The sequence below is a fragment of the Bradyrhizobium sp. CCBAU 65884 genome (assembly GCF_028128835.1).
GTDB lineage: Bacteria > Pseudomonadota > Alphaproteobacteria > Rhizobiales > Xanthobacteraceae > Bradyrhizobium > Bradyrhizobium ottawaense.
Genome location: NZ_LBJU01000081.1, coordinates 1 through 23276 on the forward strand (window position 1 = coordinate 1; position 23276 = coordinate 23276).

20 protein-coding genes and 1 pseudogene are annotated in these 23276 nt (G+C 64.2%); 15 read left to right on the forward strand and 6 right to left on the reverse strand.

Going from position 1 to position 23276, the window contains the following annotated elements; all coding sequences use genetic code 11:
* Positions 1-385: pseudogene (locus XI03_RS04420) on the reverse strand (DUF2155 domain-containing protein); the annotation flags it as partial.
* Between the two features lie 206 nt (positions 386-591).
* Between XI03_RS04420 and XI03_RS04425 the strand changes: the two are divergent.
* From XI03_RS04425 to XI03_RS04440, 4 genes are all read left to right on the forward strand, one after another.
* The gene (locus tag XI03_RS04425; RefSeq protein WP_271591442.1) at positions 592-1539 is read left to right on the forward strand and encodes an alpha/beta hydrolase; all 948 of its coding nucleotides are present in this window, start codon (positions 592-594) and stop codon (positions 1537-1539) included.
* A gap of 87 nt (positions 1540-1626) precedes the next feature.
* Positions 1627-1884 (forward strand): type II toxin-antitoxin system Phd/YefM family antitoxin, encoded by a 258-nt coding sequence (locus XI03_RS04430; RefSeq protein ID WP_028144858.1) that lies wholly within the window; start codon positions 1627-1629, stop codon positions 1882-1884.
* Positions 1884-2294 (forward strand): type II toxin-antitoxin system VapC family toxin, encoded by a 411-nt coding sequence (locus tag XI03_RS04435; protein ID WP_028144859.1) that lies wholly within the window; start codon positions 1884-1886, stop codon positions 2292-2294. The genes XI03_RS04430 and XI03_RS04435 overlap by 1 nt, the downstream gene beginning before the upstream one ends.
* 37 nt (positions 2295-2331) lie before the next feature.
* Positions 2332-3330 carry a Na+-dependent transporter gene (locus tag XI03_RS04440; protein WP_271591443.1) on the forward strand — a complete coding sequence of 333 codons (999 nt, stop codon included), beginning with the start codon at positions 2332-2334 and terminating at the stop codon, positions 3328-3330.
* Here XI03_RS04440 and XI03_RS04445 read toward each other — a convergent pair.
* Entirely contained in the window at positions 3327-4265 is a 939-nt protein-coding gene (locus XI03_RS04445; protein ID WP_152103025.1) for a GlxA family transcriptional regulator, read from the reverse strand. The genes XI03_RS04440 and XI03_RS04445 overlap by 4 nt on opposite strands.
* Positions 4266-4360: 95 nt before the next feature.
* On the opposite strand from XI03_RS04445, the gene XI03_RS04450 reads away from it, so the two are divergent.
* Positions 4361-5047 (forward strand): DJ-1/PfpI family protein, encoded by a 687-nt coding sequence (locus tag XI03_RS04450; protein ID WP_271591444.1) that lies wholly within the window; start codon positions 4361-4363, stop codon positions 5045-5047.
* Positions 5048-5550: 503 nt separating this feature from the next.
* Here the strand turns inward: XI03_RS04450 and XI03_RS04455 are convergent.
* Positions 5551-5958 (reverse strand): NADH:ubiquinone oxidoreductase subunit NDUFA12, encoded by a 408-nt coding sequence (locus tag XI03_RS04455; protein WP_028144863.1) that lies wholly within the window; start codon positions 5956-5958, stop codon positions 5551-5553.
* A gap of 243 nt (positions 5959-6201) precedes the next feature.
* On the opposite strand from XI03_RS04455, the gene XI03_RS04460 reads away from it, so the two are divergent.
* From XI03_RS04460 to XI03_RS04480, 5 genes are all read left to right on the forward strand, one after another.
* Positions 6202-6867, forward strand: coding sequence for a BA14K family protein (locus tag XI03_RS04460; RefSeq protein ID WP_271591445.1), 666 nt, complete (start codon positions 6202-6204; stop codon positions 6865-6867).
* 445 nt (positions 6868-7312) lie between these two features.
* The gene (locus tag XI03_RS04465; RefSeq protein WP_028144865.1) at positions 7313-7735 is read left to right on the forward strand and encodes a response regulator; all 423 of its coding nucleotides are present in this window, start codon (positions 7313-7315) and stop codon (positions 7733-7735) included.
* A complete protein-coding gene (locus XI03_RS04470) occupies positions 7732-9990 on the forward strand; it encodes a CHASE3 domain-containing protein (protein WP_028144866.1) in 2259 nt (752 codons plus the stop codon). Before XI03_RS04465 ends, XI03_RS04470 begins: the two co-directional genes overlap by 4 nt.
* Before the next feature lie 378 nt (positions 9991-10368).
* Positions 10369-11340: an ABC transporter substrate-binding protein gene (locus XI03_RS04475; RefSeq protein WP_028144867.1), complete on the forward strand. Its 972-nt coding sequence runs from the start codon at positions 10369-10371 to the stop codon at positions 11338-11340.
* Positions 11341-11348: 8 nt separating this feature from the next.
* Positions 11349-13148 carry a cache domain-containing protein gene (locus tag XI03_RS04480; RefSeq protein WP_271591446.1) on the forward strand — a complete coding sequence of 600 codons (1800 nt, stop codon included), beginning with the start codon at positions 11349-11351 and terminating at the stop codon, positions 13146-13148.
* A gap of 19 nt (positions 13149-13167) precedes the next feature.
* Here XI03_RS04480 and XI03_RS04485 read toward each other — a convergent pair whose 3' ends face one another.
* Entirely contained in the window at positions 13168-14064 is an 897-nt protein-coding gene (locus XI03_RS04485) for a DMT family transporter (protein ID WP_038970176.1), read from the reverse strand.
* Between the two features lie 766 nt (positions 14065-14830).
* Here XI03_RS04485 and XI03_RS04490 point away from each other — a divergent pair.
* The 3 genes from XI03_RS04490 to XI03_RS04500 all read left to right on the forward strand — a co-directional run bounded on the left by XI03_RS04490 (position 14831) and on the right by XI03_RS04500 (position 20447).
* Entirely contained in the window at positions 14831-18604 is a 3774-nt protein-coding gene (locus XI03_RS04490) for a vitamin B12-dependent ribonucleotide reductase (RefSeq protein WP_271591447.1), read from the forward strand.
* Between the two features lie 290 nt (positions 18605-18894).
* Positions 18895-19728 (forward strand): toll/interleukin-1 receptor domain-containing protein, encoded by an 834-nt coding sequence (locus XI03_RS04495; protein ID WP_271591448.1) that lies wholly within the window; start codon positions 18895-18897, stop codon positions 19726-19728.
* Between the two features lie 203 nt (positions 19729-19931).
* A complete protein-coding gene (locus XI03_RS04500; protein WP_271591449.1) occupies positions 19932-20447 on the forward strand; it encodes a ParB N-terminal domain-containing protein in 516 nt (171 codons plus the stop codon).
* Positions 20448-20615: 168 nt separating this feature from the next.
* On the opposite strand, the gene XI03_RS04505 is transcribed toward XI03_RS04500, so the two are convergent.
* Complete coding sequence (locus XI03_RS04505; RefSeq protein ID WP_095424255.1) at positions 20616-21086, reverse strand: SMI1/KNR4 family protein; 471 nt, start codon at positions 21084-21086, stop codon at positions 20616-20618.
* A complete protein-coding gene (locus XI03_RS40465) occupies positions 20983-21237 on the reverse strand; it encodes an HNH endonuclease (protein WP_442869693.1) in 255 nt (84 codons plus the stop codon). Before XI03_RS40465 ends, XI03_RS04505 begins: the two co-directional genes overlap by 104 nt.
* On the opposite strand from XI03_RS40465, the gene XI03_RS04510 reads away from it, so the two are divergent.
* Both XI03_RS04510 and XI03_RS04515 read left to right on the forward strand, forming a co-directional pair.
* Entirely contained in the window at positions 21236-22030 is a 795-nt protein-coding gene (locus XI03_RS04510; protein WP_271591450.1) for a transglycosylase SLT domain-containing protein, read from the forward strand. The two genes, XI03_RS40465 and XI03_RS04510, sit on opposite strands and share 2 nt — an antisense overlap.
* Positions 22031-22148: 118 nt before the next feature.
* Positions 22149-23201, forward strand: coding sequence for a hypothetical protein (locus XI03_RS04515; RefSeq protein ID WP_271591460.1), 1053 nt, complete (start codon positions 22149-22151; stop codon positions 23199-23201).
* Positions 23202-23276: the final 75 nt, after the last annotated feature.

Here is a 23276-nt window from a genome sequence, read left to right on the forward strand (position 1 = left end):
CCGCCACAGGCGGCGGCTGGTTTGGCGGGGCGACGGTGGAGCCCGGCGGCGGCGCCAGAGGCTGGGTCTCAACCGGTCCCGGCATCACATTGCCCTGCCGGCCCGGCGGCGGCGGCATCGGGCGCGACGGCAGCACGCGGCCCTGCGGCGGCAGCTCCGGCACCTCTTCGTCGTCGTCGGGGATCTGCTGCGGCTGGGGCTGGCCGCGTGGAATGTTGCCGGGCGGGCGCAGCGGCGGCGGATCGGAAAAGATCGTGCCGATCTGCGCCTGAGCCGGCGTCGCAGCCGTCAGCGCGGTGGCGGCCAAAAGCGCCGCAAGACCTGTCAGGGTAATGGTTCGAAACATCTCGCGCGGCTTCAACAGCGAATCGGGCTTGTTGGACATTCTACAGGGGATACCGCCGCTCGCAGGCCCTCCGGTTAACACGGGGAATACGGCGGGGGAAGGGCGGCATCCCTGCCCTGCCCGCCGTCCGCTGGCCAGGGCGGCCGACCGGTGGGATAGTCGGAAAGCCCTCCCAGGGGCGCGAGGCGGGCATCGCCCGAAAATGACATTCAACGATAACCGGAACCCCCGAGGTGCCCCCCTCCATGCCCGTTGTGCTCGATCCCGATGCCGCCGCCGTCTACAAGGCTTTCCAGGAGGCCGGCCGCCCCGCCTACGAGACGCTGACAGCGCCGGAAGCGCGCGCCTATTATGCTCAGGCGCGCTTTGCCACCAACCCCGAGCCGCCTGAGCTCGCGCGCGCCACGCCGCTATCGATCCCGGCGCCGCACGGGGTGATCCCCGCCCGCCTCTACGTTCCGAAGGAGCCGCGCCGGCACGACGGCCTGTCGCCGGCGCTGATGTTCTTCCACGGCGGCGGCTGGGTGATCGGCGATCTCGATTCCCACGACGTCGTCTGCCGCCAGTTGGCCCACGCCGGCGCGCTGATCGTGATCTCGGTCGACTACCGCCTCGCGCCCGAGCACAAGTTTCCCGCGGCTACCGAGGACGCCATCGCCGCGACCCGATGGGTCGCCGCGAACGCGCGCGAGCTCGGCATCGACGCCTCGCGCCTGTCGATCGGCGGCGACAGCGCCGGCGGCAATCTCGCCGCGGTCGTGGCGCTCGCCGCGCGTGAAGCTGGCGGCCCCGCACTCGCGGGCCAGGTGCTGATCTACCCCGCCACCGATTTCGCCATGACGCACGGCTCCCACAGCGAGCCCGAGACCAGCGTGCTGCTGACGCATTCGGTGATCCGCTGGTTTCGCGACCACTACCTCAATGGCGCCGCCGACATCCATGACTGGCGCGCTTCACCGGCACGTGCGCAAGACCTTGCCGGCCTGCCGCCGGCCTATGTGCTGACCGCCGGCGCCGATCCGCTGCGCGACGAAGGCGACGAATATGCCGAGCGGCTGAAGCAGGCCGGCATATCCGTCACGTACAAGCACTATCCCGGCCAATTCCATGGCTTCTTCACCATGGGCAAGCTGTTGCAGCAGGCCAATGTCGCCGTCGGCGAGATCAGCGCGTGGCTGAAGGGATTGGGATAGCAACGCCGCGAGCATTGGCTTCGTCCTTGACCAGAGCCGCCAGGAGGCGCATATTCTAGCCAGAATTTCTAGCTAGAAAGTCTGAGTATGACCAAGCGAGTCTGGTCGGTGCAGGATGCAAAAAACCGCTTCAGCGAGGTGGTCCATGCGGCGCAGCGCGCACCGCAAACGGTGACACGGCATGGCAAACCCGCTGTGGTGATCTTGAATGCCGCAGAGTTTGAACGCTTGCAGGAGCTGCAACGCGCTCGGGCGCCCTCTCTGACCGATCTGCTTCTTGAAATGCCGCAAGACGACGGGGAATTTCCGCGCGCGCGTGTCGCGGATCGTGACATCGGCCTCTGATGTTTCTGCTCGACACCGTCACGCTGTCCGAGCTGCGTCGGACCAGACGCAACCCGTCGGTGGTCGCCTGGATGGAGCGGCAGCGAACGGCAGATCTTTTCCTCAGCGTCGTCAGCATCGGCGAAATCGAACGCGGAATCGAACGTCAACGCGCTGCAGATCCGAGCTTTGCCGATGCGCTCGCCACCTGGCTGGATCGCGTTCTCGCTCTCTACGGCACCCAGGTCTTGCCGTTTGACCTCCAGACCGCGCGTCGCTGGGGAGCTCTCAGCGCCGCGCTCGGCAATGACAGCGCAGATCTCATGATTGCCGCCACCGCGCTCGAGCATGGACTTACTGTCGTGACGCGCAATGTCTCGGACTTTGAGCCTACGGGAGTTCGCGTCGTAAATCCATTTGAAGGCAAGTAGCCAGCCTCGCTCTCGAGTTGCTCTCCCGGACGCCAAAATGCACCCTGCCCTCCTACATGCCCTCCCCATGCGCGGCCTGACATGGCTCGGCAGCCAGGGCACGCGCGGAGTCGCCGCTGTCGTCTTCATCGCGGCTGCGGTGCCACCGCTCGGCGCGCTGCTGCGTCCCTATCTGACCGAGGCGATCCTCTGCCTGCTCTGCATCTCCTTCATGCGGGTCGATCTGGCCACCCTCTACGGCCATTTGCGCCGGCCGGCGCTGGTTGCAACCGCCACGGCCTGGACCACGATCGGCGTGCCGCTGATCGTCGGATTGATCGCCCACGCAACCGGGCTCACGGCTCGCGCCCCCGGGCTTTCGCTCGCACTGATGCTCCAGAGCATGGCCTCGCCGATGATGGCCTCCCCGGCCCTGGCCGCACTGATGGGTCTCGATGCCACGCTCGTGCTGATCACGCTGGTGACCTCGACCGCGCTGGTGCCCTTCACGGCCTCGCTATTCGCCGGCCTCTTCCTCGGCGACATGCTCAGCGTCACGCCGTTGACGCTCGGCCTGAAACTGCTTGGCATCCTCGCAGCATCGCTGCTGGCGGCGACCGCCATCCGATGGATCTTCGGCGCGGCGGCGATCCAGCGTCACAAGGCGCCGATCGACGGCCTCAACATCATCATCCTCTTCATCTTCGCTGCTGCGATCATGGGCGATGTCGTCAGCGACCTTCTCGCACAGCCGCTGTTCACCCTCGGCCTCGCAGCTCTCTCGTTCGCGATCTATTTCACCCTGCTCGCGATCACCACGCTGCTATTCCGCCGCATCGGCTATGAGCGCGCGCTGGCGCTTGGGCTGATGGTGTCACAGCGCAATCTCGGCCTGATGCTGGCGGCTACGGCCGGCGCATTACCGCCCACCACCTGGCTCTATTTCGCGATGACGCAGTTTCCGATTCACCTTGCGCCTTACATGCTGATGCCGATCGCGCGACGCCTGACGGTACGCGCGAACACCTCCAGCTCTGCTGCGACAAGCCCCCCCTAGCCCGCCCTCGCCGCGCGCCGCAGCGCCTGCGGCGGCTGGCCGAAGGCGCGGATGAAGGCGCGCCGCATGCGCTCGGGATCGCCGAAGCCGGTCGCCTCAGCGACCAGCTCGATCGCCTCGCGCGAGGACTGCACGCGCTCGCGCGCGACTTCGAGCCGCAGCCGCTCGATCGCTTTCGACGGCGTCGCGCCGGTCTCGGCGGCGAACGCGCGGGCGAAATGCCGTGCGCTCATGCCGGCACGATCTGCGAGGTCCTCCACCGTCAGCGGCGCCTCGAGATTTTCGCGCGCCCAGGACAACAGCGCGCCAAATCGGCCGTTCGGCGTCTTCAGCTCCAGCAGGGAGGAGAACTGCGACTGCCCGCCGCTGCGGCGATGGTAGAGCACGAGCTGCCGCGCGGCTGCCTGCGCGATCTCCTCGCCATGGTCCTCGGTGACCATCGCGAGCGCCAGATCGATGCCCGCCGTAATTCCTGCCGACGTCCAGACATTGCCGTCGCGGGTGAAGATCTGGTCCGGCTCGAACTTCACCTTCGGATAGCGCGCGACGAAATCGCGCGTCCGCCCCCAATGCGTGGTGGCGCGGCGGCCGTCGAGCAGCCCCGCCTCGGCCAGCACATAGGCGCCCGAGCAGACGCTCGCCACGCGCACGCCGCGCCGCGCCAGCCGTTGCACGAAAGCGCGCGTGACCTCGCAGCGCGCGGCATCCGCAACGCCCGCGCCGCCCGCGATCACCAGCGTCGTGATCGCATTCGCCGACTTGAAATCACGCGCCATCATCTCGACGCCCGACGAGCTGCGCACCAGTCCCGCGCTCGCGGCCAGCACGCGCAGCGCAAGCGTCTTGCCGGTGCAGCGCGCCGCGACCTCGAACACCGAGATCGGGCCGGCCGCATCGAGCAGCTGGAAATCCGGGAAGATCAGGATGCCGATCATAGGGTATGTCCGAAATAGAGGGAATTACGCCATTCCAGACACAACCGCACCATGCCAGTCTTCGCGCGTCAAGCTCATCTTTGGAGGACCTGCCGATGTCGTCACCGCTCCAGATCGGTCTTCTGGTATTTCCGCGCGTCACCCAGCTCGACTTCACCGGTCCCTTGCAGGTGTTCTCCATGGTGCCCGGCGCCAAGCTGCACCTGATCTGGAAGCGGATCGAGCCGGTGCCGAGCGATTCCGTGCTGACGCTGACACCGACCACGACGTTCGCCGACTGCCCGCAGCTCGACGTGATCTGCGTTCCCGGCGGCGGCGGCACCAACGACTTGCTCAACGATGAAGAGGTGCTGGCTTTCCTGCGCAAGCAGGCCGAAGGCGCAAAATACGTGACCTCGGTCTGCACGGGATCGCTGGCGCTCGGCGCCGCCGGCCTGTTGAAGGGCTACCGCGCCGCCACCCATTGGAGCGCGATCGAGATGCTCGGCCAGTTCGGCGCCATGCCGACCAAGACACGCGTCTGCGTCGACCGCAATCGCATCACCGGCGGCGGCGTCACCGCGGGAATCGATTTCGCGCTGACGCTGGTCTCCCTCATGGTCGATCGCACCACGGCGGAAGCAATCCAGCTCCAGATGGAATACAACCCCGCCCCGCCCTTCAATTCGGGCTCACCCGATACGGCGCCCGCTGAAGTCTTGGCCTTGCTGAGAGAGCGCGGCGCGCAAAACCAGGCGCGGCGCCTGGAAGCGGTCAAGCGTGCGGCGGAGCGGGTGAACTAGCGCGGGCCGATGCTCGCGTGTCCCGGACGCGCTGCAGCGAGCAACGCTGCTGCGCAGAGCCGGGACCCAGGGGCTACACGGGTCGCTGTTGCATGGGCCCCGGCTCTGCAGCGCACCACCTCGTGCTGCGCAGCGTCCGGGGGAACGCGACCCTCGTGCCGGTCCCCAAAAGAAAAAGGCCGCTCGGTTTCCCGAGCGGCCTTTCCTGTCTTACGGCGGCTGCACATTCCATCGGGCGATTTCGGAACTTCCAGACCGGGGGCCTATCTCCCGATCGAGTCCTTACTCGGCGGCCGCTGCATCTCGGGACAGTCGCGAACTGTTGCCCGAACCGAACGCGATGGTCTCCCATCTCCGTAAGATGGAGTCATTGAGCCGCATGGCTTGCCTGGCCGCAATGTCCGCGCAGACGCCGTCCCCGCTGTTCCCGTTGTCCACAGCAAGGTGAGTCGGATGCGCGTGCATCCAACCGAACGATCGAGAGTCGAAGGAGGACGGAAAGCCTAGCCAGGCGTCCAGGGCTGATAGTCGCCGGTCGCCTTCGGACGCTTGCCGCTGGCCAGGGTCGAGCCCGAGGGCCGATAGGCCTTTGCCGTGCCGGTGAGATTCGGCTGGTGCGGCTTTTCCCATTCGCGCGGCTGATAGTTGGCCTCGGTCGGTGGCACATCGACGACGTGATGAATCCAGCCGTGCCAGGACGGGGGGATCCGGCTGGCTTCCGCATAGCCGTTATAGACCACCCAGCGTCGCTCAAAGCCGAGCGTCGGATCGACCGCCCCGCCGCGGGTGCGATAGTAGAGATTGCCCTGCTCGTCCTGGCCGACCAGCTCTCCGTACCGCTTGGTCCAGAGCTGGGTGCCAAAAGTCTGGCCATTCCACCAGGTGAAGAACTTGAGGAAGAATTGTTTCATGCGGCAAGGGCCCTGCTTCGTCGGGTCCTGATGCCATCCGGGCGGCGAAATGTCCAGTTCGGCGGGACGGCGGCGCCCTCGGCAAATGCGCCGGGCTCGCCAGGAACGCTGCCGCAAATCGGACGCGATCCGTTCATGCCGGGTACAGCCATTGAGAGCGAAGCTCCGTTCACGCGCAAACCGGCGTGATCCCAGGAACCCCAGCCCTTTCATAGGGTTTGCTTCTGGGAAAGGAGTTTTATCATGAAAAGTCTGAAAGTTTTGAGTGCCGCCGCAGCGCTGGCGCTCGTTCTACCCATGACCTCACCGAGCTTTGCACAGGGGCCGGGCGGCGGTGGCCGTGGCGGCGGTGGTGGCGGCCACGTCGGCGGTGGTGGTGGTGGTGCTCACATCGGCGGTGGCGGTGGCGGCGGCGCTCACTTCGGTGGTGGCGGCGGCGCGCGCATGGGCGGCGGCGGCTTCGGTGGCGGAGCACGAATTGGCGGCGGGCCCGCGTTTCAGGGAGGTGGCGGCAACTTCGCGGCCGGCCCAGCGGTACGTCCGGGCGGCGGCACGTCCTTCACCGGTGGCGTCAGCCGTAACTTTGCAGCCGCCAACGGCGGCACCTGGCAAGGCCGCGGCGGCAACTGGAGCGGCGGAGGCTGGCATCATCATCATCGTCGCGGCGGCTTCTGGCCGGGCTTCGCGGCCGGTGCGGCGATCGGTGGCCTCGGCTCGTATGCCTATTACGGCGGCGGCTATTACGATGACCCCTACTACTATGGCGACAGCTACTATGATGAGCCGTCCGTGGCGGTGGTCCCGGATAGCGGCGGCGACCCTGCCTATTGCGCGCAGCGCTACAAATCATACGACCCGGCTTCCGGCACCTATCTCGGTTATGACGGCCAGCGGCATCCCTGCCCGTAAGACGGCCTGAACAATCGATGCAACAAACCTATGGGCGGCACCGGTGATGGCCGGCGCCGCCCTTGTCTGTTCTGCGAGCCGCTGCAGTTTCGCCGGTCACTCCCGGGACGCCCTGCCGAGGGATGAAGCGGCCATGGCCCGTCGCAGGCGCGCCGTTGTCTTGACCGGTGTCCGATTGTTGTCTTGCCGATCGCGTTCGGCCTCGCGATCCCCTCGACTTTGCTTCAACCTTTCATCGAAGCTGCTCGCACTTCGCGCGCCGCGTGCGCCTTCGCGCGAACCATGACGCGTAGATGACGCGGGCCCGAAATAAGAGAGGGAACACGCACCGCAACCCTATGCACCGCACCGTGCATATCTACCCCGATCCAATCCAAAATTGACCCGAGGCACGATTCGCGGATATCACCAATCACAGTGGGGACTTCGATTACTGGGAAGTGTCATGCCGCGTATTCTCGTGGTTGATGACGATCCGATGGTCGGCGCGACCATCGAGGTCCTCCTCCAACGTCAGGGCTTCGACGTCACGCTGGCCGACGGCGGCGAAACAGGACTGGCTGCGCTGGAAGCGCAGGCCTTTGAGGTGATGCTCGTTGATATCTTCATGCCGCATATGCGCGGCTTCGAGTCCATCCGCATCTTTCACGAGCGCGCGCCAGCTACTCCGCTGATCGCAATGTCCGGCTATGCCTTCGCCTCATCCGCCTCGCCCTCTCCCGATTTCCTCCGCATGGCGCTGGAGCTCGGCGCAACGCGCTGCCTGCGCAAGCCGTTCACGCCGGACGCGCTGCTGACCACGATCCGGGAATGTCTCGCCGGTCCGGGCGAGAGCGCACAGCCGAAGGACAAGAAAGAAGCCCCTTGATTCCAACGCAGCGCGTCATTCTCGGTGCTGGACTTGCCATCCTCCTGATCATCACCGCGGCCTCGATCGCCCTCGACGTCAAGTCGCGGTCCGACGCGACGTGGGTCAATCACACCGTCCAGGTGCAGAAGAAGATCTCCGATCTGCGCGTGCTGCTGCGCCGCGCCGAGAGTGCCGCCCGCGGCTATGAACTCTATCGCAGCCAGACGCTCGCCGACGAGTTTCAGGGCGTGCGGGTCCAGATCGCACCGGCGCTGGCCGAGCTGAAGCGCGGCGTGCGCGACAATCCCGATCAGGTCGCGCTGCTGGAGGGCACCGAGCCGCTGGCGCTGCGCCGGGTCGAGATCGCCGCCGAAGCGATGCGCCTGCGCGCGGCGAACGACCAGGCCGGCATTACCGCGCTCAACAGCAAGGCCGAGGGCCGCGGTCTGATGGACACGGTGATGGGCAATCTCGACCATCTGAGCGCGGATGAAGAACGCCTGCTCACCGCGCGCTCCCAGGATTCACGCCGTACCGGCATCGTGCTGCTCGGCATCGACGTCGCCGGCGCCGTGCTGATCCTGCTGCTGGTGGCGCTGGTGATGCGCGAGAGCCAGCGCGCCACGGTGCAGCTGCAGAGCACGCTGACCGAGACCACGGCCGCCAAGGATGCGCTCGCGGCGGCGGTCGCCGAGCGCACCGAGCATCTGGTGACCGCGCATGACGAGCTGCGCCTGTCGATCAACGTGCTGCAAAGCACGTTTCACAGCATGGCGGAGGCGGTGCTGGTCATCGACGCCGAAGGCAACGTCCTGCTGTCCAATCCGGCCGCGGAGCGCATGCTGCTGCATCGCGCCGGCATGAACCTGCGCAATCTGCGCGCGATGTCGGATGTGTTTCACGGCGATGGCGTCACGCCGATGAAGGCCAGCGAGCTGCCCTCGGTGCGCGTGCTGCGCGGCGAGCAGTTCGAGGATCTGGAGATGATCGTCCGCCCGCACAGCGGCAATCCTCCCCGCCATCTCATGATCAGCGGCCGGCCGATGCTGGACGGCCAAGGCGACATCTCCGGCGCGGTGCTGGTCTATCACGACGCGACCATGTCGCGCGAGACCGAGCGGCAGCTGTACCAGTCGCAGAAGCTGGACGCGATCGGCAAGTTGACCGGAGGCGTCGCTCACGACTTCAACAACATGCTGACCGTGATCTCCGGCAACACCGAGACGCTGGTGGCGAGCCTGAAACAGCAGCCCGAGCTTCAGCGCGCGGCGCAGCTGATCGACGATGCCGCCGAGCGCTGCGCCGAGCTGATCCAGCATCTGCTCGCGTTCGCGCGCAGGCAGCCGCTGCAGCCGCGCAACGTCGAGATCAACGCCGCGATCGCCGACATCGCGAAACTCCTGCGTCCTACCCTCGGCGAGCAGATCCAGATCGAGACCGTGCTGGAACAGGGGCCGATGACCGCGCATATCGATCCGTCCCGGCTCACCAACGCCGTGCTCAACATGGCGATCAACGCGCGCGACGCCATGCCGAACGGCGGCAAGCTGCTGCTGGAGACCCACCGCGTCGTGCTGGATGAGGCCTATGCGCAGGCCCATGCGGACGTGGTGGCCGGCCCCTACGTCATGCTCGCCGTCAGCGACACCGGCACCGGCATGTCGCCCGATATCCAGCTGAAGGCGTTCGAGCCCTTCTTCACCACCAAGGAGGTCGGCAAGGGATCGGGCCTCGGCCTCTCCATGGTCTACGGTTTCGTCAAGCAGTCCGGCGGCCACATCAAGATCTACAGCGAGGAAAACCACGGCACCACGATCAAGCTCTATCTGCCGCCGGGCGAAGGCACGGCGGACGTGGCCGCGGCCGTCGCGCCGCAGGTCGAGGGCGGCGCCGAGACCATCTTCGTCGTCGAGGACGACAACCTCGTGCGCAACTTCGTCACCGCGCAGCTCGAGAGCCTCGGCTACAAGACGATTGCCGCGCCCGACGGCAAATCCGCGCTGGAATTGATCGAGGCCGGCCAGCCGTTCGATCTCCTCTTCACCGACGTCGTCATCCCCGGCGGCATGAGCGGGCGCGACCTCGCCGACGAGGTGGCCAAGCTGCGGCCGGGTGTGAAGGTGCTCTACACCTCCGGCTACACCGACAACGCCATCGTCCATCACGGCAAGCTCGATGACGGCGTGATGCTGCTGACAAAGCCCTATCGCCGCAACCAGCTCGCCGAGATGATCAGGAAGGCGCTGAATGGCGGGACGATGACGGCGAGCTAACGCGTGAACTACCGAAGGCGCGTTGCCAGTCACACCATATAACGGGGCGAGGGCACTGGCTCAGGATGTGAGTTCCGGTTGTCCTCTTGAGACGCCGTGGCTTGCCCGGATCCGCGCCCGAGGTGTTTAGACACCGCGCCGTGAACGAGTAAGGCCGATTTGATCTCGATCGGGCCGGTCTCAAGCAAAAATCAAGCGCATCTCAAGGACAAATCGTCTCACCAGCCCAATCTCTGAGCATGCTCTCGGCGACAAATGTTGGAGCCGGTGTCGCAACAGTCCGCTCGCGGAGCGCGATACCGAGCGCAGTCACCGGATGCACAGCTAGGATCTTGGTCTGCGGCCGGAATTGACGGCGCAGCTTCGACAGGTGCTCGCATGAAGAGACGAGAGTTCATCTTGTTGATTGGTGGAGGACTGGCCTGGCCTGCGATCGCGCGGGCGCAGGGCGGAGCCAAGCTGCATCGTATCTTCTGGGTCTCGACTCAGTCCGAACCGGATCCCTTCCTGGACGGCTTTCGCGAGGGAATGCGCGCGCTGGGATACGTCGAGGGCAAGACCGTAACCTTCGAGACGCATTATGCCCCCGGAGATCCGCAGGCACTGCGCAAGATCGTCTCCGAGTTGCAGCGAGGGGATATCGACCTTGTGGTCTCGGGCGGTCCGGCGACACGCGTCATGACTGCGGTCACGGACATCCCCGTACTGTTTGCACTGAGCGGTGACCCCGTCGCTTTGGGTGTGGTGAAGAGCCTTGCTCACCCCGGCACCAATTTCACCGGCAGCACATTCCTGTCGCTCGAGCTGGCAGGAAAGCGCGTTGAGCTGCTCAAGGACATTTATCCAAAGCTGCGAAAACTGGCGGTCTTCTCGAACACGGATCATCCGGGAGAGCCATTGGAATGGCGTGCGACTTTGGAGTCGTGCCGGAAGCTCGGCATCGAGGCAGCCTACGTTCCGTTCTGTGGCGCTCGCGAAATCGAGAATGGGTTGATGGCTGCCGGCAAGGTGGACGCGGATGCTCTCCTCGTGTTTCCCGATGCTGTGACGCTGGTGCATCGTGCGAAGATCGCGGAGTTTGCAATCGCGCACCGGCTGCCTTCGATGTTTGGCTGGTCAGAATATTGTGACGCTGGAGGTCTCTTGAGTTACGGCGCAAACCAGCGCACGACCTATTTTCGGCTCGCCACTTATGCCGATCGCATCCTGCGCGGTGAAAATCCGTCAGATCTTCCGGTGATGCGCCCCGAGAAGTTTGAACTGGCAGTCAATCTGAAGACAGCCAGGCTTCTGGGTACGGACCTGGATGTGTCGTCGATCCTGTTTCGCGCCAGCAAGGTGATCTCCTGAGAGTAGTTATGTCGGACGGTGCTGCGCAGTCCTCTTCGTGTACGATGCCCCCGCGTCGCTCGCTGTTCTGCAAGTACTTCGCGACGTTGTTTGTCGCTGCGGTCGTGCCTCTGATACTCGGCGCGGCCGTCGAGGCTTCTTTCGGTTACCGAGACCAGCGCCGCCAGATCAGCGCGGTGCTGCAGGCCGATGCTCGCGCGGCGTCCGACAGGATCGAGGCGTTCACCGATGGCATCCGAGATCAGCTGGGTTGGATGGTGCAGCTTCCCTGGTCTGCCGGAGACGATGCGCAACATAAGATCGATGCCTTGCGCCTCCTCCAGCAGGTGCCCGCAATCGTTTCGGTTTCGCTTCTGGATGAGACCGGTACCGAACGGATCTTTGTTTCCAGGCTGCATCTGAACAGGACCGGGCGCGGCATTGATATGTCTACGGATCCCGCTGTTCTGGGCGCACGCGCCAACAAGGTTTGGTACGGACCGGTTCAGTACCAGCGAGATTCAGAGCCCTACATGAGGATCGCAGTTGCTGGGAGCCTGCCGGCCGCGGGGGTTGCGATCGCCGAGGTCAATCTGAAGCTGATCTGGGATGTCATCGCAGCCATTAGAATTGGCGAGACCGGCTACGCCATTGTTGTCGATGATTCCGGTCATCTGATCGCACATCCCGATATCAGTCTGGTCCTGCGCGGCCGCGCCAGCTCGGGCAGTTTCGGCCGGATCAAGCATCTCGCCGGCGCGGCGAGCGAAGCGGCGGTGATAACCGGGGACCAAGGCAACCCGGTGGTGGCGCTATCCGTTCAGGCCGCCGATGTGGGATGGACGGTGATCGCGATGCAGCCGGCCTCGGAAGCCTTTGCATCAATTCGCGCGGCGTTGTGGCGCTCGTCAATTCTCATTGCCTTTGGTGTTCTCATCGCGCTGGCGCTCGCCTATTGGCGCGCGCACAGAATGTCCGGCCCGATCAAGCAACTGGAAGAGGGCGTGGAGCGGATCAGAACCGGACAATTCGAGCATCGCATCAAAATCTTCAGCGGTGACGAGTTGCAGCAACTGGCGTTGCGCTTCAATGAAATGGCTTCTGAACTGGCGATCTCGCAGCAAAAATCTGTGCGGATCGAACGGCTGAAGCAGTTCCTGCCATCACAGGTCGCCGAATTGGTCGAGCATTCTCATGAACTGCTCGAAGGGCAGCGACGCGAAGTAGCTGTCATTTTTGGCGACTTACGCGGCTTCACGGCGTTCTCCACGCGCAATGAACCCGATGTCATCATGGCCGTCATGCGAGAGTACTACGAGGCCGTCGGCGCCGTGACGACTCGTCACGAGGCAACGCTCATCGGCTTTGATGGCGACGGAGTCATGCTCCTGGTCAATGCCCCGGTCGCATGCGAACAGCCGGCAACTCAAGCGGTCCGACTCGCGATTGACCTGCAAATGACGGTGCAGTCCCTTGCCGGCAAATGGTGCGACGCCGGCCACGCGATCGGCTTTGGTGTGGGCGTTGCCATGGGACCGGCAACGGTAGGAACGGTTGGTTATAACGGTCGGCTGGACTACACGGCGATGGGAGCCGTGGTGAATTTGGCGTCGCGGCTCTGCAATCTCGCGAAGGACGCGCAGATCCTGGCTGATCCCACTATCGCTGGAAGGGTAAGGGATAGCGTTCCGTTGGCATCGCTCGGACAGCGGACCATCAAAGGCTACGACCAGGCCCTCGAAGTCTTTGCTGTCGCACCTGCTGACCTGCGGTTGAAACCGCCGGGCTCGGGACAACACCGGCGAGAGAAAGAGCCTCAGGACCACTGATACCCCGGCGTCCGGACGGCTAGCGCGTCGCCAGCACCACGGCCGCCAGCGTGAAGACCAGCGCCGCGATCTGCCCTGCCCCCAGCGGCTCGCCAAGCGCGAGCGCGGAGGCGACGACGCCGATGACAGGCACCGCCATGGTGCCGATCGCGGCCACCGAGGCCGGCAGGCGGGCGAGTGCTGCGAACCAGCTGACATAAGCGATGCAGAACTGCACCACGGTCGAATAGACCAGCAGCCACCAGCCGACCGGCGTCACCTGGGAGAGATGCGTTGTCTCGACCAGGAGGCCGATGATCGAGATCGGCAGGCATCCGATGCCGATCTGCCAGGCCGCGGCCGTGATCGGCGGCAGATGGATCGGGTATTTCTTCGAGAACACCGTGCCGACGGCAAAGCCCAGCGCGCCGGCGAGCGCCATGACGATGCCGGGCAGCTTCTCGACGCTGGCGGCAATGCCGTTGCCGCCCATGATCGAGGCAAGCCCGACAAAGGCCATCACCAGCCCCAGCGTGCGCAGCACGGTCGGCCGCTCGCCCAGCACCGGCCATGCGATGATCGAGGCCCAGACCGGCATCGTGTAGGCGATCAGCGCCGCCTCGCTCGCGGGCAGCCAGAGCAGCGCCAGGCCCATCAGCACCATCCAGCCGGTGACGTTGAGCACGGCGGCGGTCAGGAGGCGCGGCCAGATCGCAGGGTCCACCTTGAGGCTCTGCCGGCGGATGATCGCCAGCGCCGCCAGCAGCACCGCCCCGAGCACGCCGGTCACCCCGCGCAGCGTCAACGGCGGCAGCTCGGAGAGCAGGAATTTGGTCACCGGCCAATTGAAGCCCCAGCCGATCGAGGTGATGGCAAGGAACATCAGGCCGGCCGGGGCGATGCGCGGCCGCGCATCCCGGCGAGTCGAATCAAGCATGTGGGTGGTCCGGCAAAATCGACCCTCAGCTTGGCCCGGATTCGCCCCTCTCGCCACCACCCCGGCGGGCATGCCTGCCCTCACCTTCCGTAGGGCTACGTGAGTCCCGCTGACGCAATCCCATTGCTCAAAAATATACCTGCCCTGTGAACAGCGGGATGAAGCATCCGCAGCACCACGGGATGCAAATTTTTTCGGTTGGGAATCTCTGAGGACTCACTGATACTTGCCTCCACAACAGGCGCGGGCTTGCCCCCTGTTATCCCCCGCAATCCACCATATTTAGTATTTGATTCAGGAACTCGTACTAGTTCTTGACGGGCGCAACGGAGAGTCCTAGCTTTCGGTCCGTTCGGCGCGAGTGAGTTTGCGTCCCGCCGGCACTCCCCCAAAGGGTCTCGCAAATCTCAACTCCGCCAAGCCAGCCAAAGGCAGCGGATGAGGGCTTGTCTGCCCGCGAAAGCGGACTTTTCGGGCGCCAGAACGGGCCGGCAACAGGCTCGGATGGCATCGATAGAAGTTGTGATGGTGTGGGGCGTTGAACGCATGTCGCGCGCATCCCGTTGGGGCGGATGGGCGTGGACATGCCGGCGGATGATCGATGCAGGCATCGAAGAGTCGCGTCGGGAGAACAAGGGCCGGGTCCACCGGCTGAACTGCGATGCCCCAGGGCCGAACGGCCGCAAGGCATCGCGAAACGAAATGTCGACCCGGCACGCCCTCAACGAGGGGCGGATCCGGTCAAAGAATAGGACGGGGCAAGACGATGCGGATTGAGCGGCGCCACACCACCCAGGGACAGTCACCTTACGCGGGAATCGATTTCCGCCAGACCACGTCGGAGATCAGGAATCCCGACGGCTCGGTCGTGTTTAAACTTGATGGCGTCGAGGTCCCGACCGAGTGGTCGCAGGTCGCCTCCGACGTGCTCGCCCAGAAGTATTTCCGCAAGGCCGGCGTTGCCGCGCGCCTGAAGAAGGTCGAGGAGGAATCCGTCCCCTCCTTCCTGTGGCGCTCCGTGCCCGATACTGACGCGCTCGCTGCGCTGCCTGAGAAAGAGCGCTATGTCAGCGAGCTCAGCGCAAAGCAGGTGTTCGACCGCCTCGCCGGCTGCTGGACCTATTGGGGCTGGAAGGGCAAGTATTTCTCGACCGACGAGGACGCGCAGGCCTTCTACGACGAGCTCCGCTACATGCTCGCCATGCAGATGGTGGCGCCGAACTCGCCGCAATGGTTCAACACCGGTCTGCATTGGGCCTATGGCATCGACGGCCCCGGCCAGGGCCACTATTACGTCGACCCCTTCACCGGCAAGCTGACCCGCTCGAAATCGTCCTACGAGCATCCGCAGCCGCACGCCTGCTTCATCCAGGGCGTCGGTGACGACCTCGTCAACGAAGGCGGCATCATGGACCTCTGGGTCCGCGAAGCCCGCCTGTTCAAATACGGCTCCGGCACCGGCTCCAACTTCTCGCGCCTGCGCGGTGAAGGCGAAAAGCTCTCCGGCGGCGGCCGCTCGAGCGGCCTGATGAGCTTCCTCAAGATCGGCGACCGCGCCGCGGGCGCGATCAAGTCGGGCGGCACCACCCGCCGCGCCGCCAAGATGGTCGTGGTCGACGTCGATCACCCCGACATCGAGACGTATATCGACTGGAAGGTGAAGGAGGAGCAGAAGGTTGCCGCTCTCGTCACCGGCTCCAAGATCAACCAGAAGCACCTCAAGCTGGTGCTGAAGGCCTGCGTCAACTGCGAAGGCTCGGGCGACGATTGCTTCGATCCCGAGAAGAACCCTGCCCTCCGCCGCGAGATCAAGCTGTCGCGCCGCAGCCTCGTGCCTGACAATTACATCAAGCGCGTCATCCAGTTTGCCAAGCAAGGCTACAAGGACATCCAGTTCGACACCTACGACACCGACTGGGACAGCGAAGCCTATCTCACGGTCTCCGGCCAGAACTCCAACAACTCGGTCTCGCTGAAGGACGACTTCCTGCGCGCCGTGGAAACCGATGGCGACTGGAATCTGAACGCGCGCACCTCCAAGAAGGTGACGAAGACGCTGAAGGCGCGCGACCTCTGGGAGAAGATCGGCTACGCCGCCTGGGCGTCGGCCGACCCGGGCCTGCACTTCAACACCACCATGAACGACTGGCACACCTGCAAGGCGTCCGGCGACATCCGCGCGTCCAATCCGTGCTCGGAATACATGTTCCTGGACGACACCGCGTGCAACCTGGCGTCCGCGAACCTGCTGACCTTCTACAACACCGAGACCAAGCGCTTCGACGTCGAGGGCTATGAGCACCTCTGCCAGCTCTGGACCATCGTGCTCGAAATCTCGGTGATGATGGCGCAGTTCCCGTCCAAGGCGATCGCCGAGCTCTCCTACGAGTTCCGCACGCTCGGCCTCGGCTACGCCAATATCGGCGGTCTCCTGATGACCATGGGTCTCTCGTATGACAGCAAGGAAGGCCGCGCGCTCTGCGCAGCCCTCACCGCGGTCATGACCGGCATCACCTACAAGACCTCGGCGGAGATGGCCGCTGAACTGGGCACCTTCCCCGGCTACAAGAAGAACGCCGCGCACATGCTGCGCGTGATCCGCAACCACCGCCGCGCCGCGCATGGCGAGGCCTCCGGCTACGAGGCGCTCAGCGTCAATCCCGTGCCGATGGACCTCGTGTCCTGCCCGCAGGCTGACCTCGTCAGCCACGCGCAGGCGGCTTGGGATGCGGCGCTCGCGCTCGGCGAGCAGCACGGCTATCGCAACGCCCAGACCACGGTGATCGCGCCGACCGGCACGATCGGCCTCGTGATGGATTGCGACACCACCGGCATCGAGCCCGACTTCGCGCTGGTGAAGTTCAAGAAGCTCGCCGGCGGCGGCTACTTCAAGATCATCAACCGCGCGGTCCCCGCGGCGCTGCGCGCGCTCGGCTATCGCGAAGCTGATATCGCGGAGATCGAGGCCTACGCCGTCGGCCACGGCTCGCTCTCCAACGCGCCGGGCATCAACGCCTCGACCCTCAAGGCCAAGGGCTTCACCGATGAAGCCATCGCCAAGGTCGAAAAGGCCCTGCCGACCGCCTTCGACATCAAGTTCGCCTTCAACAAGTGGACCTTTGGCGAGGATTTTATTCGCGACCAACTGGGAATCGGCGCGGAAGCCATTGCGGCTCCGGGCTTCGACCTCCTCCAGGCCGTGGGCTTCACCAAGCGCGAGATCGAGGCCGCCAATGTCCACATCTGCGGCGCGATGACTGTCGAAGGGGCCCCGCATCTCAAGGCGGAACATTACTCCGTGTTCGATTGCGCCAACCCCTGCGGCAAAATTGGAAAACGCTATCTGTCGGTCGAGAGCCACATCCGCATGATGGCGGCAGCCCAGCCCTTCATCTCGGGTGCGATCTCAAAGACCATCAACATGCCGAACGACGCCACGGTGGAGGACTGCAAGTCCGCTTACATGCTGTCGTGGAAACTCGCATTGAAGGCCAACGCGCTCTATCGCGACGGCTCCAAGCTCAGCCAGCCGCTCAATTCGCAGCTCATCAGCGACGATGAGGACGAGGACGATGCGGTCGAGAGCCTCTACGAGAAGCCGATGGCGGCGCGTGCCGCCCAGGTCTCGGAGAAGATCGTCGAGAAGCTGGTCGAGCGCATCATCGTGATGCGCGAGCGCGAGAAGATGCCCGATCGCCGCAAGGGCTACACCCAGAAGGCGGTCGTCGGCGGCCACAAGGTCTACCTTCGCACCGGCGAATACGATGACGGCCGTCTCGGCGAGATCTTCATCGACATGCACAAGGAAGGCGCGGCGCTGCGCTCCTTCATCAACAACTTCGCCATCGCGGTGTCGCTCGGCCTGCAATACGGCGTGCCGCTGGACGAATATGTCGACGCCTTCACCTTCACCCGCTTCGAGCCGGCGGGCCCCGTGCAGGGCAACGACAGCATCAAGTACGCGACCTCGATCCTCGACTACGTCTTCCGCGAGCTCGCGGTAAGCTACATGTCGCGCTTCGACCTCGCCCATGTCGATCCCAACGAGACCGGCTTCGACGCGCTCGGCAAGGGCGTCGAGGAAGGCAAGGAGCCGGACGAGAACGGCGGTCATCACGCGACCCGCCTGGTCTCGCGCGGCCTCACCCGCTCCCGCACCGACAACCTCGTGGTGATGCGCGGCGGCTCGGCTGCCGTCTCGCAAGGCAACGACGGCGCCCCCACCGGCGGTAGCAAGGTCACGGCCCTCGCCGCGCACGGCACCAGCGCCCGCGTCGGCGACGCCCTCGAAGGCGCCGTCGCCCTGAAGCAGGAAGCGGCCCACGACCTCTCCCCCACGGAGAAGCTCGAGGCGCTGCAGTGGAGCAAGGCCGGCAGCACCGCCCAGACCCTCGTCCCCACCAAGGCCGAGCGCCGCGCGGAAGCCAAGGCCAAGGGCTACGAAGGCGAGATGTGCTCGGAGTGCGGCAACTTCACGCTGGTGCGGAATGGGACGTGTATGAAGTGCGATACTTGCGGAAGCACGACGGGGTGTTCGTGAGGCGACAGGCCCTCAGAACCGGACTGCCAGGTTCTGGGGGCCTATACCTTGGTCTCTCATGAAGAAGCCACATCCAGCAGAATGTGTGTGCGCCACTTGCGCCAGCGAGAAAGATTTCGATTTTCCAGAACATCTTCTCGACAAAATCACGAGTGGCGATGTTGTCGTCTTCGCAGGAGCAGGCATCAGCACCGAAAACAGAGCGCACTGCAAATCTACTCTATACGAGCAGATAAAATCGGAGCTAAGCGCGGCATCGCAAAACAATGGCCTCTCTTTTCGAATATTTCGTGAAGGATTTTTCCCGCGACCTCTCCATTGAGAAAAAGTGGAAACTTCACAACACCCTTACCGGTTCTGAAATCGAGGTGAATGCCCGCGTCTATCTCAACTTTGACGCGAACGCAAAATACGTGGCGTTCTACGTGCCTGAGCTTAGCGACGCAACTTTTCCCGAAGCCATCTTAATGAACAACATTGAAGAGATTCTTGCCCTCCCAAATGCAGATGTCGGGGTAAGCTCGAGCTTCGGCGTTCTGCCAAACGACTGGATAGAAGGAAAGGATCTCAATTTCACCGGGCGCGTCTTCTTCTATTCCGAACGCGATCCTCCAGATGACGCCAAGACGCAGCTCATCAGTGAGGCTGCTACAGGCGGCGTCCGCGTGATATTTCGCAGCAACGCCTATCTGAAAAGGCGCATTGAAATGGAAAAACCTAAAGCTTTCATCTCCCACGACTCTCGTGACAAGTTTTCGATTGCTGGGCCTCTCGCAATACAGATGCAGAGATTCATGTGCCCGGTCTGGTATGATGAGTTCTCGCTCAAAGTCGGCGATAGCCTGCGCGAGGGGATAGAGACCGGCCTAAAGGAATGCCCAAAGTGCATTCTCATTCTCACACCCAACTTTTTGACCAACAATGGTTGGAGCAAGCGGGAGTACGACTCAATCTTCACGCGCGAGTTAGTCGAAAGGCAGCAAGTTATTCTACCAGTTTGGTCTGACGTGGATGCGGCCGGTGTTTACGAGTACTCGCCGATCTTAGCTGACCGCGTCGCCGTTAATTGGTCCCTCGGTGTCGAAGAGGTTGCTCGACGTCTGGTGAGAGCGCTCGATACGTAGGCATAGCTCGAATTAAGGTGACAGCGCAGGAAATTCGTTCGCTATTACCGAATCGGCTACTTCGGCTAATTTTCGCCATGCGCCTCTGATAAGTGCACGCCGCAATTCCTCCGAATTGCCTTTGCGGTCGACCCCTTCACCCCTAAACTCCCAACCTCACCGGCATGGGTTCCGACGAGCCCGGTAGACGCGGAGTAGAAGTCATGCCCAAACCGGAAAGCTTCCCGATCGAGAAGATCTTCGTTCCCACGAAGCAGAAGAATGCCATCAAGCCCGCGATCGTCGCGGAGATCGCGGAAAGCATGCTGGAGATCGGACAGCAGACCCCCATTTCCATCAGGCTCGACGGAGACCGCCTCGTTCTGGTCGAGGGACTGCATCGGTTAGAGGCCTGCAAGGCGCTCGGCGAGACGACCATTATCGGTGTCCTGGTCCCGGCCGAGCTTGCTCAACCCAAGCCGCTGCTGTCCGACGGACCTGAAGTCGAGGCAGAGCGCATCAAGATGGCGCGATTGAAACAGTTGCGCCTCGAGAAGGAAGCCGCAGAGGCATCGACGGCTGCCTTGAAGGGCGCTGGCGCAACGCAAGCGCCGCGCACCCGTCCGACGAAAGGCGCCCGCGACAATCCGAAGGCATCACCGGGCCGGACTGCGAAATCGGCACCGAGAACATTGTCGGACTGGATCACGCAGCAAAAGGGCAGCGGCGGCCGCTATTGATTGCCGGGATTGCGGTGAGATTGAACTAAACCGTCGATCATAAATCGATCAGCTTGCCGTCATCCCGCGGGAGCGATAGCCGCTAACCGCGGCGACCTCTCCTCGCATCAAAATTGCGGTGAAAGTGCACTCAACTCTCGTCTCATCCTTGGAGACTGAATTCCAAATTCACGCCTCCCCCAACCCGAGAATGAAGCTCTCAAAATCCTGCGCGAGTTCGTTCGTATTCGGGAACTCAGCGAACACTTCCCCACCATCCGGCGGCTCACGCTCGTGCTCCCAGTAGAACACCTGGCCATAGCTGTCCTGCTCCAGACTGAGCAGGAACAGGTCGCCGCCGGGATCGGGCGCGAAGGGGCAGCTCAGGCGGGGGATTCGATACATGCTCCGATACATGTCGTAATTGTCGATGACGCCGTAGCTGTCGGTCGGATGGGTCGTGAACAGCACGTCCAGCACGGTGCGGTCGTTGCGCCAGGGCAGCTCGACGCCGCAGGGCTCGAAGCCGCCGCCGTCGGATTGCGCCAGCAGCGCCTTATAGGGCGCGGGCAGCGGCGCGCCGATATGTTGCTCCAGCGCGCGGATGGCGTCGGCGGACGCCGGTGGGCGTCGGTTGTCCATGAGATCGAGATAGTTCATGGGCCTGGGCGTCCTGTCCCGTGGTCATGGAGTCGCCGCTCCTGTGGGCGAGCTCTCTGTCTATGCTACGTGGTACCAGCTGCATGGTCTTCATGTCTTGATGGTGGCGCCATGTATCATTGTCTCCGCGATTTACGCCCACAGCGCCCATGCCAAGGAAAAGCAAGCTCCTCCTCCGCCTTCGCAGAGTCCGGCGGAGCGTCCAGTGGGCGCGAAAGAAATTCGCGCGCGCGCCGCGGACGGTCCGGATCACGGGCGGCGTCTTGATCCTGCTGGCAACCCTCGCGCTCCTCAACATCGCCTATCAAATCATCCGCAAGCCGACCGAACTCTTCGCCGTCGTCGGTCACGCCCTCGACAAGGAGCCGACCGAGACCTGGACGAGCTACGGTCCCCTCTTCCGCAAGCATTCCACCGCGACGATCACGCCGGAGTTGCTGGCCGCGCTGGCGCAGGTCGAGAGTTCGGGCAATCCGGTGGCGCGCACCTATTGGCGCTGGCGATGGAGCTTCAATCCGCTGGCGATCTACAAGCCCGCCTCCAGCGCGGTCGGGCTCTTCCAGATGACCGATCCGGCCTACACGGAAGCCGCGCGGTTCTGTGTTCGCGGCAACACGGTCACGCAGACCGGCTGCGGGTTGACCTCCCTCTACATCCGCGCGATCCCGAGCCATGCCATCGAGCTGGCCTCGGTGTATCTCGACCGCCAGGTGGCGCTGGTGCTCACGCTCGCCGGTGATGTGAAGCCGAGCGCACAGCAGAAGCAGGATCTGGCCGCCTTCATCCATCTCTGCGGCGCCGGCCCCGCCGCGGCCTATGCGCGGCGCAAGTTTGTGATGATCGCCGGGACACGCTGCGGCGATCACCTCGTCGCGGGCTATGTTTCCAGAGTCAACGCGATGAAGCGGCAGTTTGTGCGGCTGGCGGCGGACCACGAGAATTGAAGAGCACAGCCCCGCTCCCGTCCCGCCATAATTTTACCTCTGCGCATGCGTTGTGTTGGACAGCGGCGAGACCTATCCTTCCCTTTGATCGGACTGCCTCCCATTGACGCCCGACCGGATGGAGAGCGCATCGGTGCCTGACACGAACGACCCCAAACCTGATACCGGCAAGCCTGACGCCCCCAAGCCGAACGAGGTGCGCGCCGACGGCGGACTGGCGCAGGCCTACGACCGGATCAAGAGCGCCGAGCAAGACCTGGCGCGGCTGGACCGACTGGTTTCCGGAATGGAACGCGAGAGCGAGAGCCCGCGGGCCTCACGCGCAAGCGCTGTGCCGACGGCAGCCACCACTCCGGGAGACGGGGCGCCGAAGCCCGACGCCCGGGTTCCGAGCCCCTACGTTCCGAATAGCAGGGGTCGCGATCGCGGCTTGAAGAACGACCCGGCCATGATGCGCGCCTTGGTCATTCTCGTCCTGGCGATCGGCCTGCTCGGTGCCGCCGTCGCTTCGCAATACCGCGATGAGGCCCAATCGATCGGCCAGTCGATCATGGCGCGATGGGCTCCGCCGGCCGCGAGCACGCCCCCGCAGGCGTCCGCAGTGGAAAACCCGGTGCAGCCGCCGGTCGTGCTGCTGGCTGCTGCGGATGAGCCGAGCCCGGTGACCGCGCCGCTAGTGCCCAGGGAAACGGATAGCGCCCCAAAGCCTGACGCTCCAAGGCCTGACGCTCCAAGGCCTGACGCTCCAAGGCCTGGCGCCACAGCGCCCGACCCGTCATCGTCCGATCTCGCGCAATCGCTCAAGTCGATCACGACCGAGCTTGCGAGCATCAACGGCAAGCTCGAGCAACTGAAAAGCCGTAGCGAGCAGACCCTGCGCGAGCAGGCCGACACCATTCAACAGCTCAAGACAGCGCAAGAGAAGGATGCGGCGGACAATGCGCGCCTCGCTGCGCAGGTCCAGGCGCTGCAAACGCAACTGACCGCGTCATCGGCGTCATCCGCCCCTGCAGCCGCCAAGCCCGTCGTGCGCAGCGTGGTGAGCAACGATTCGGCTGCGCGTGCCCGGGCGCACGTACCAGACGCCGCGCCACGGCGGCCGAGGCCGCCGCCGCGGGGCCCGTGGATGCCGCCGCCCTACGACCCTTATTACGGCGATCCGGATTGGTGAGCGAGCTGCCGTAGGGTGGGCAAAGCGACTTGTCCGCCGTAGCTCGAAGAGCGAAGGCGGAAGCGTGCCCACGTC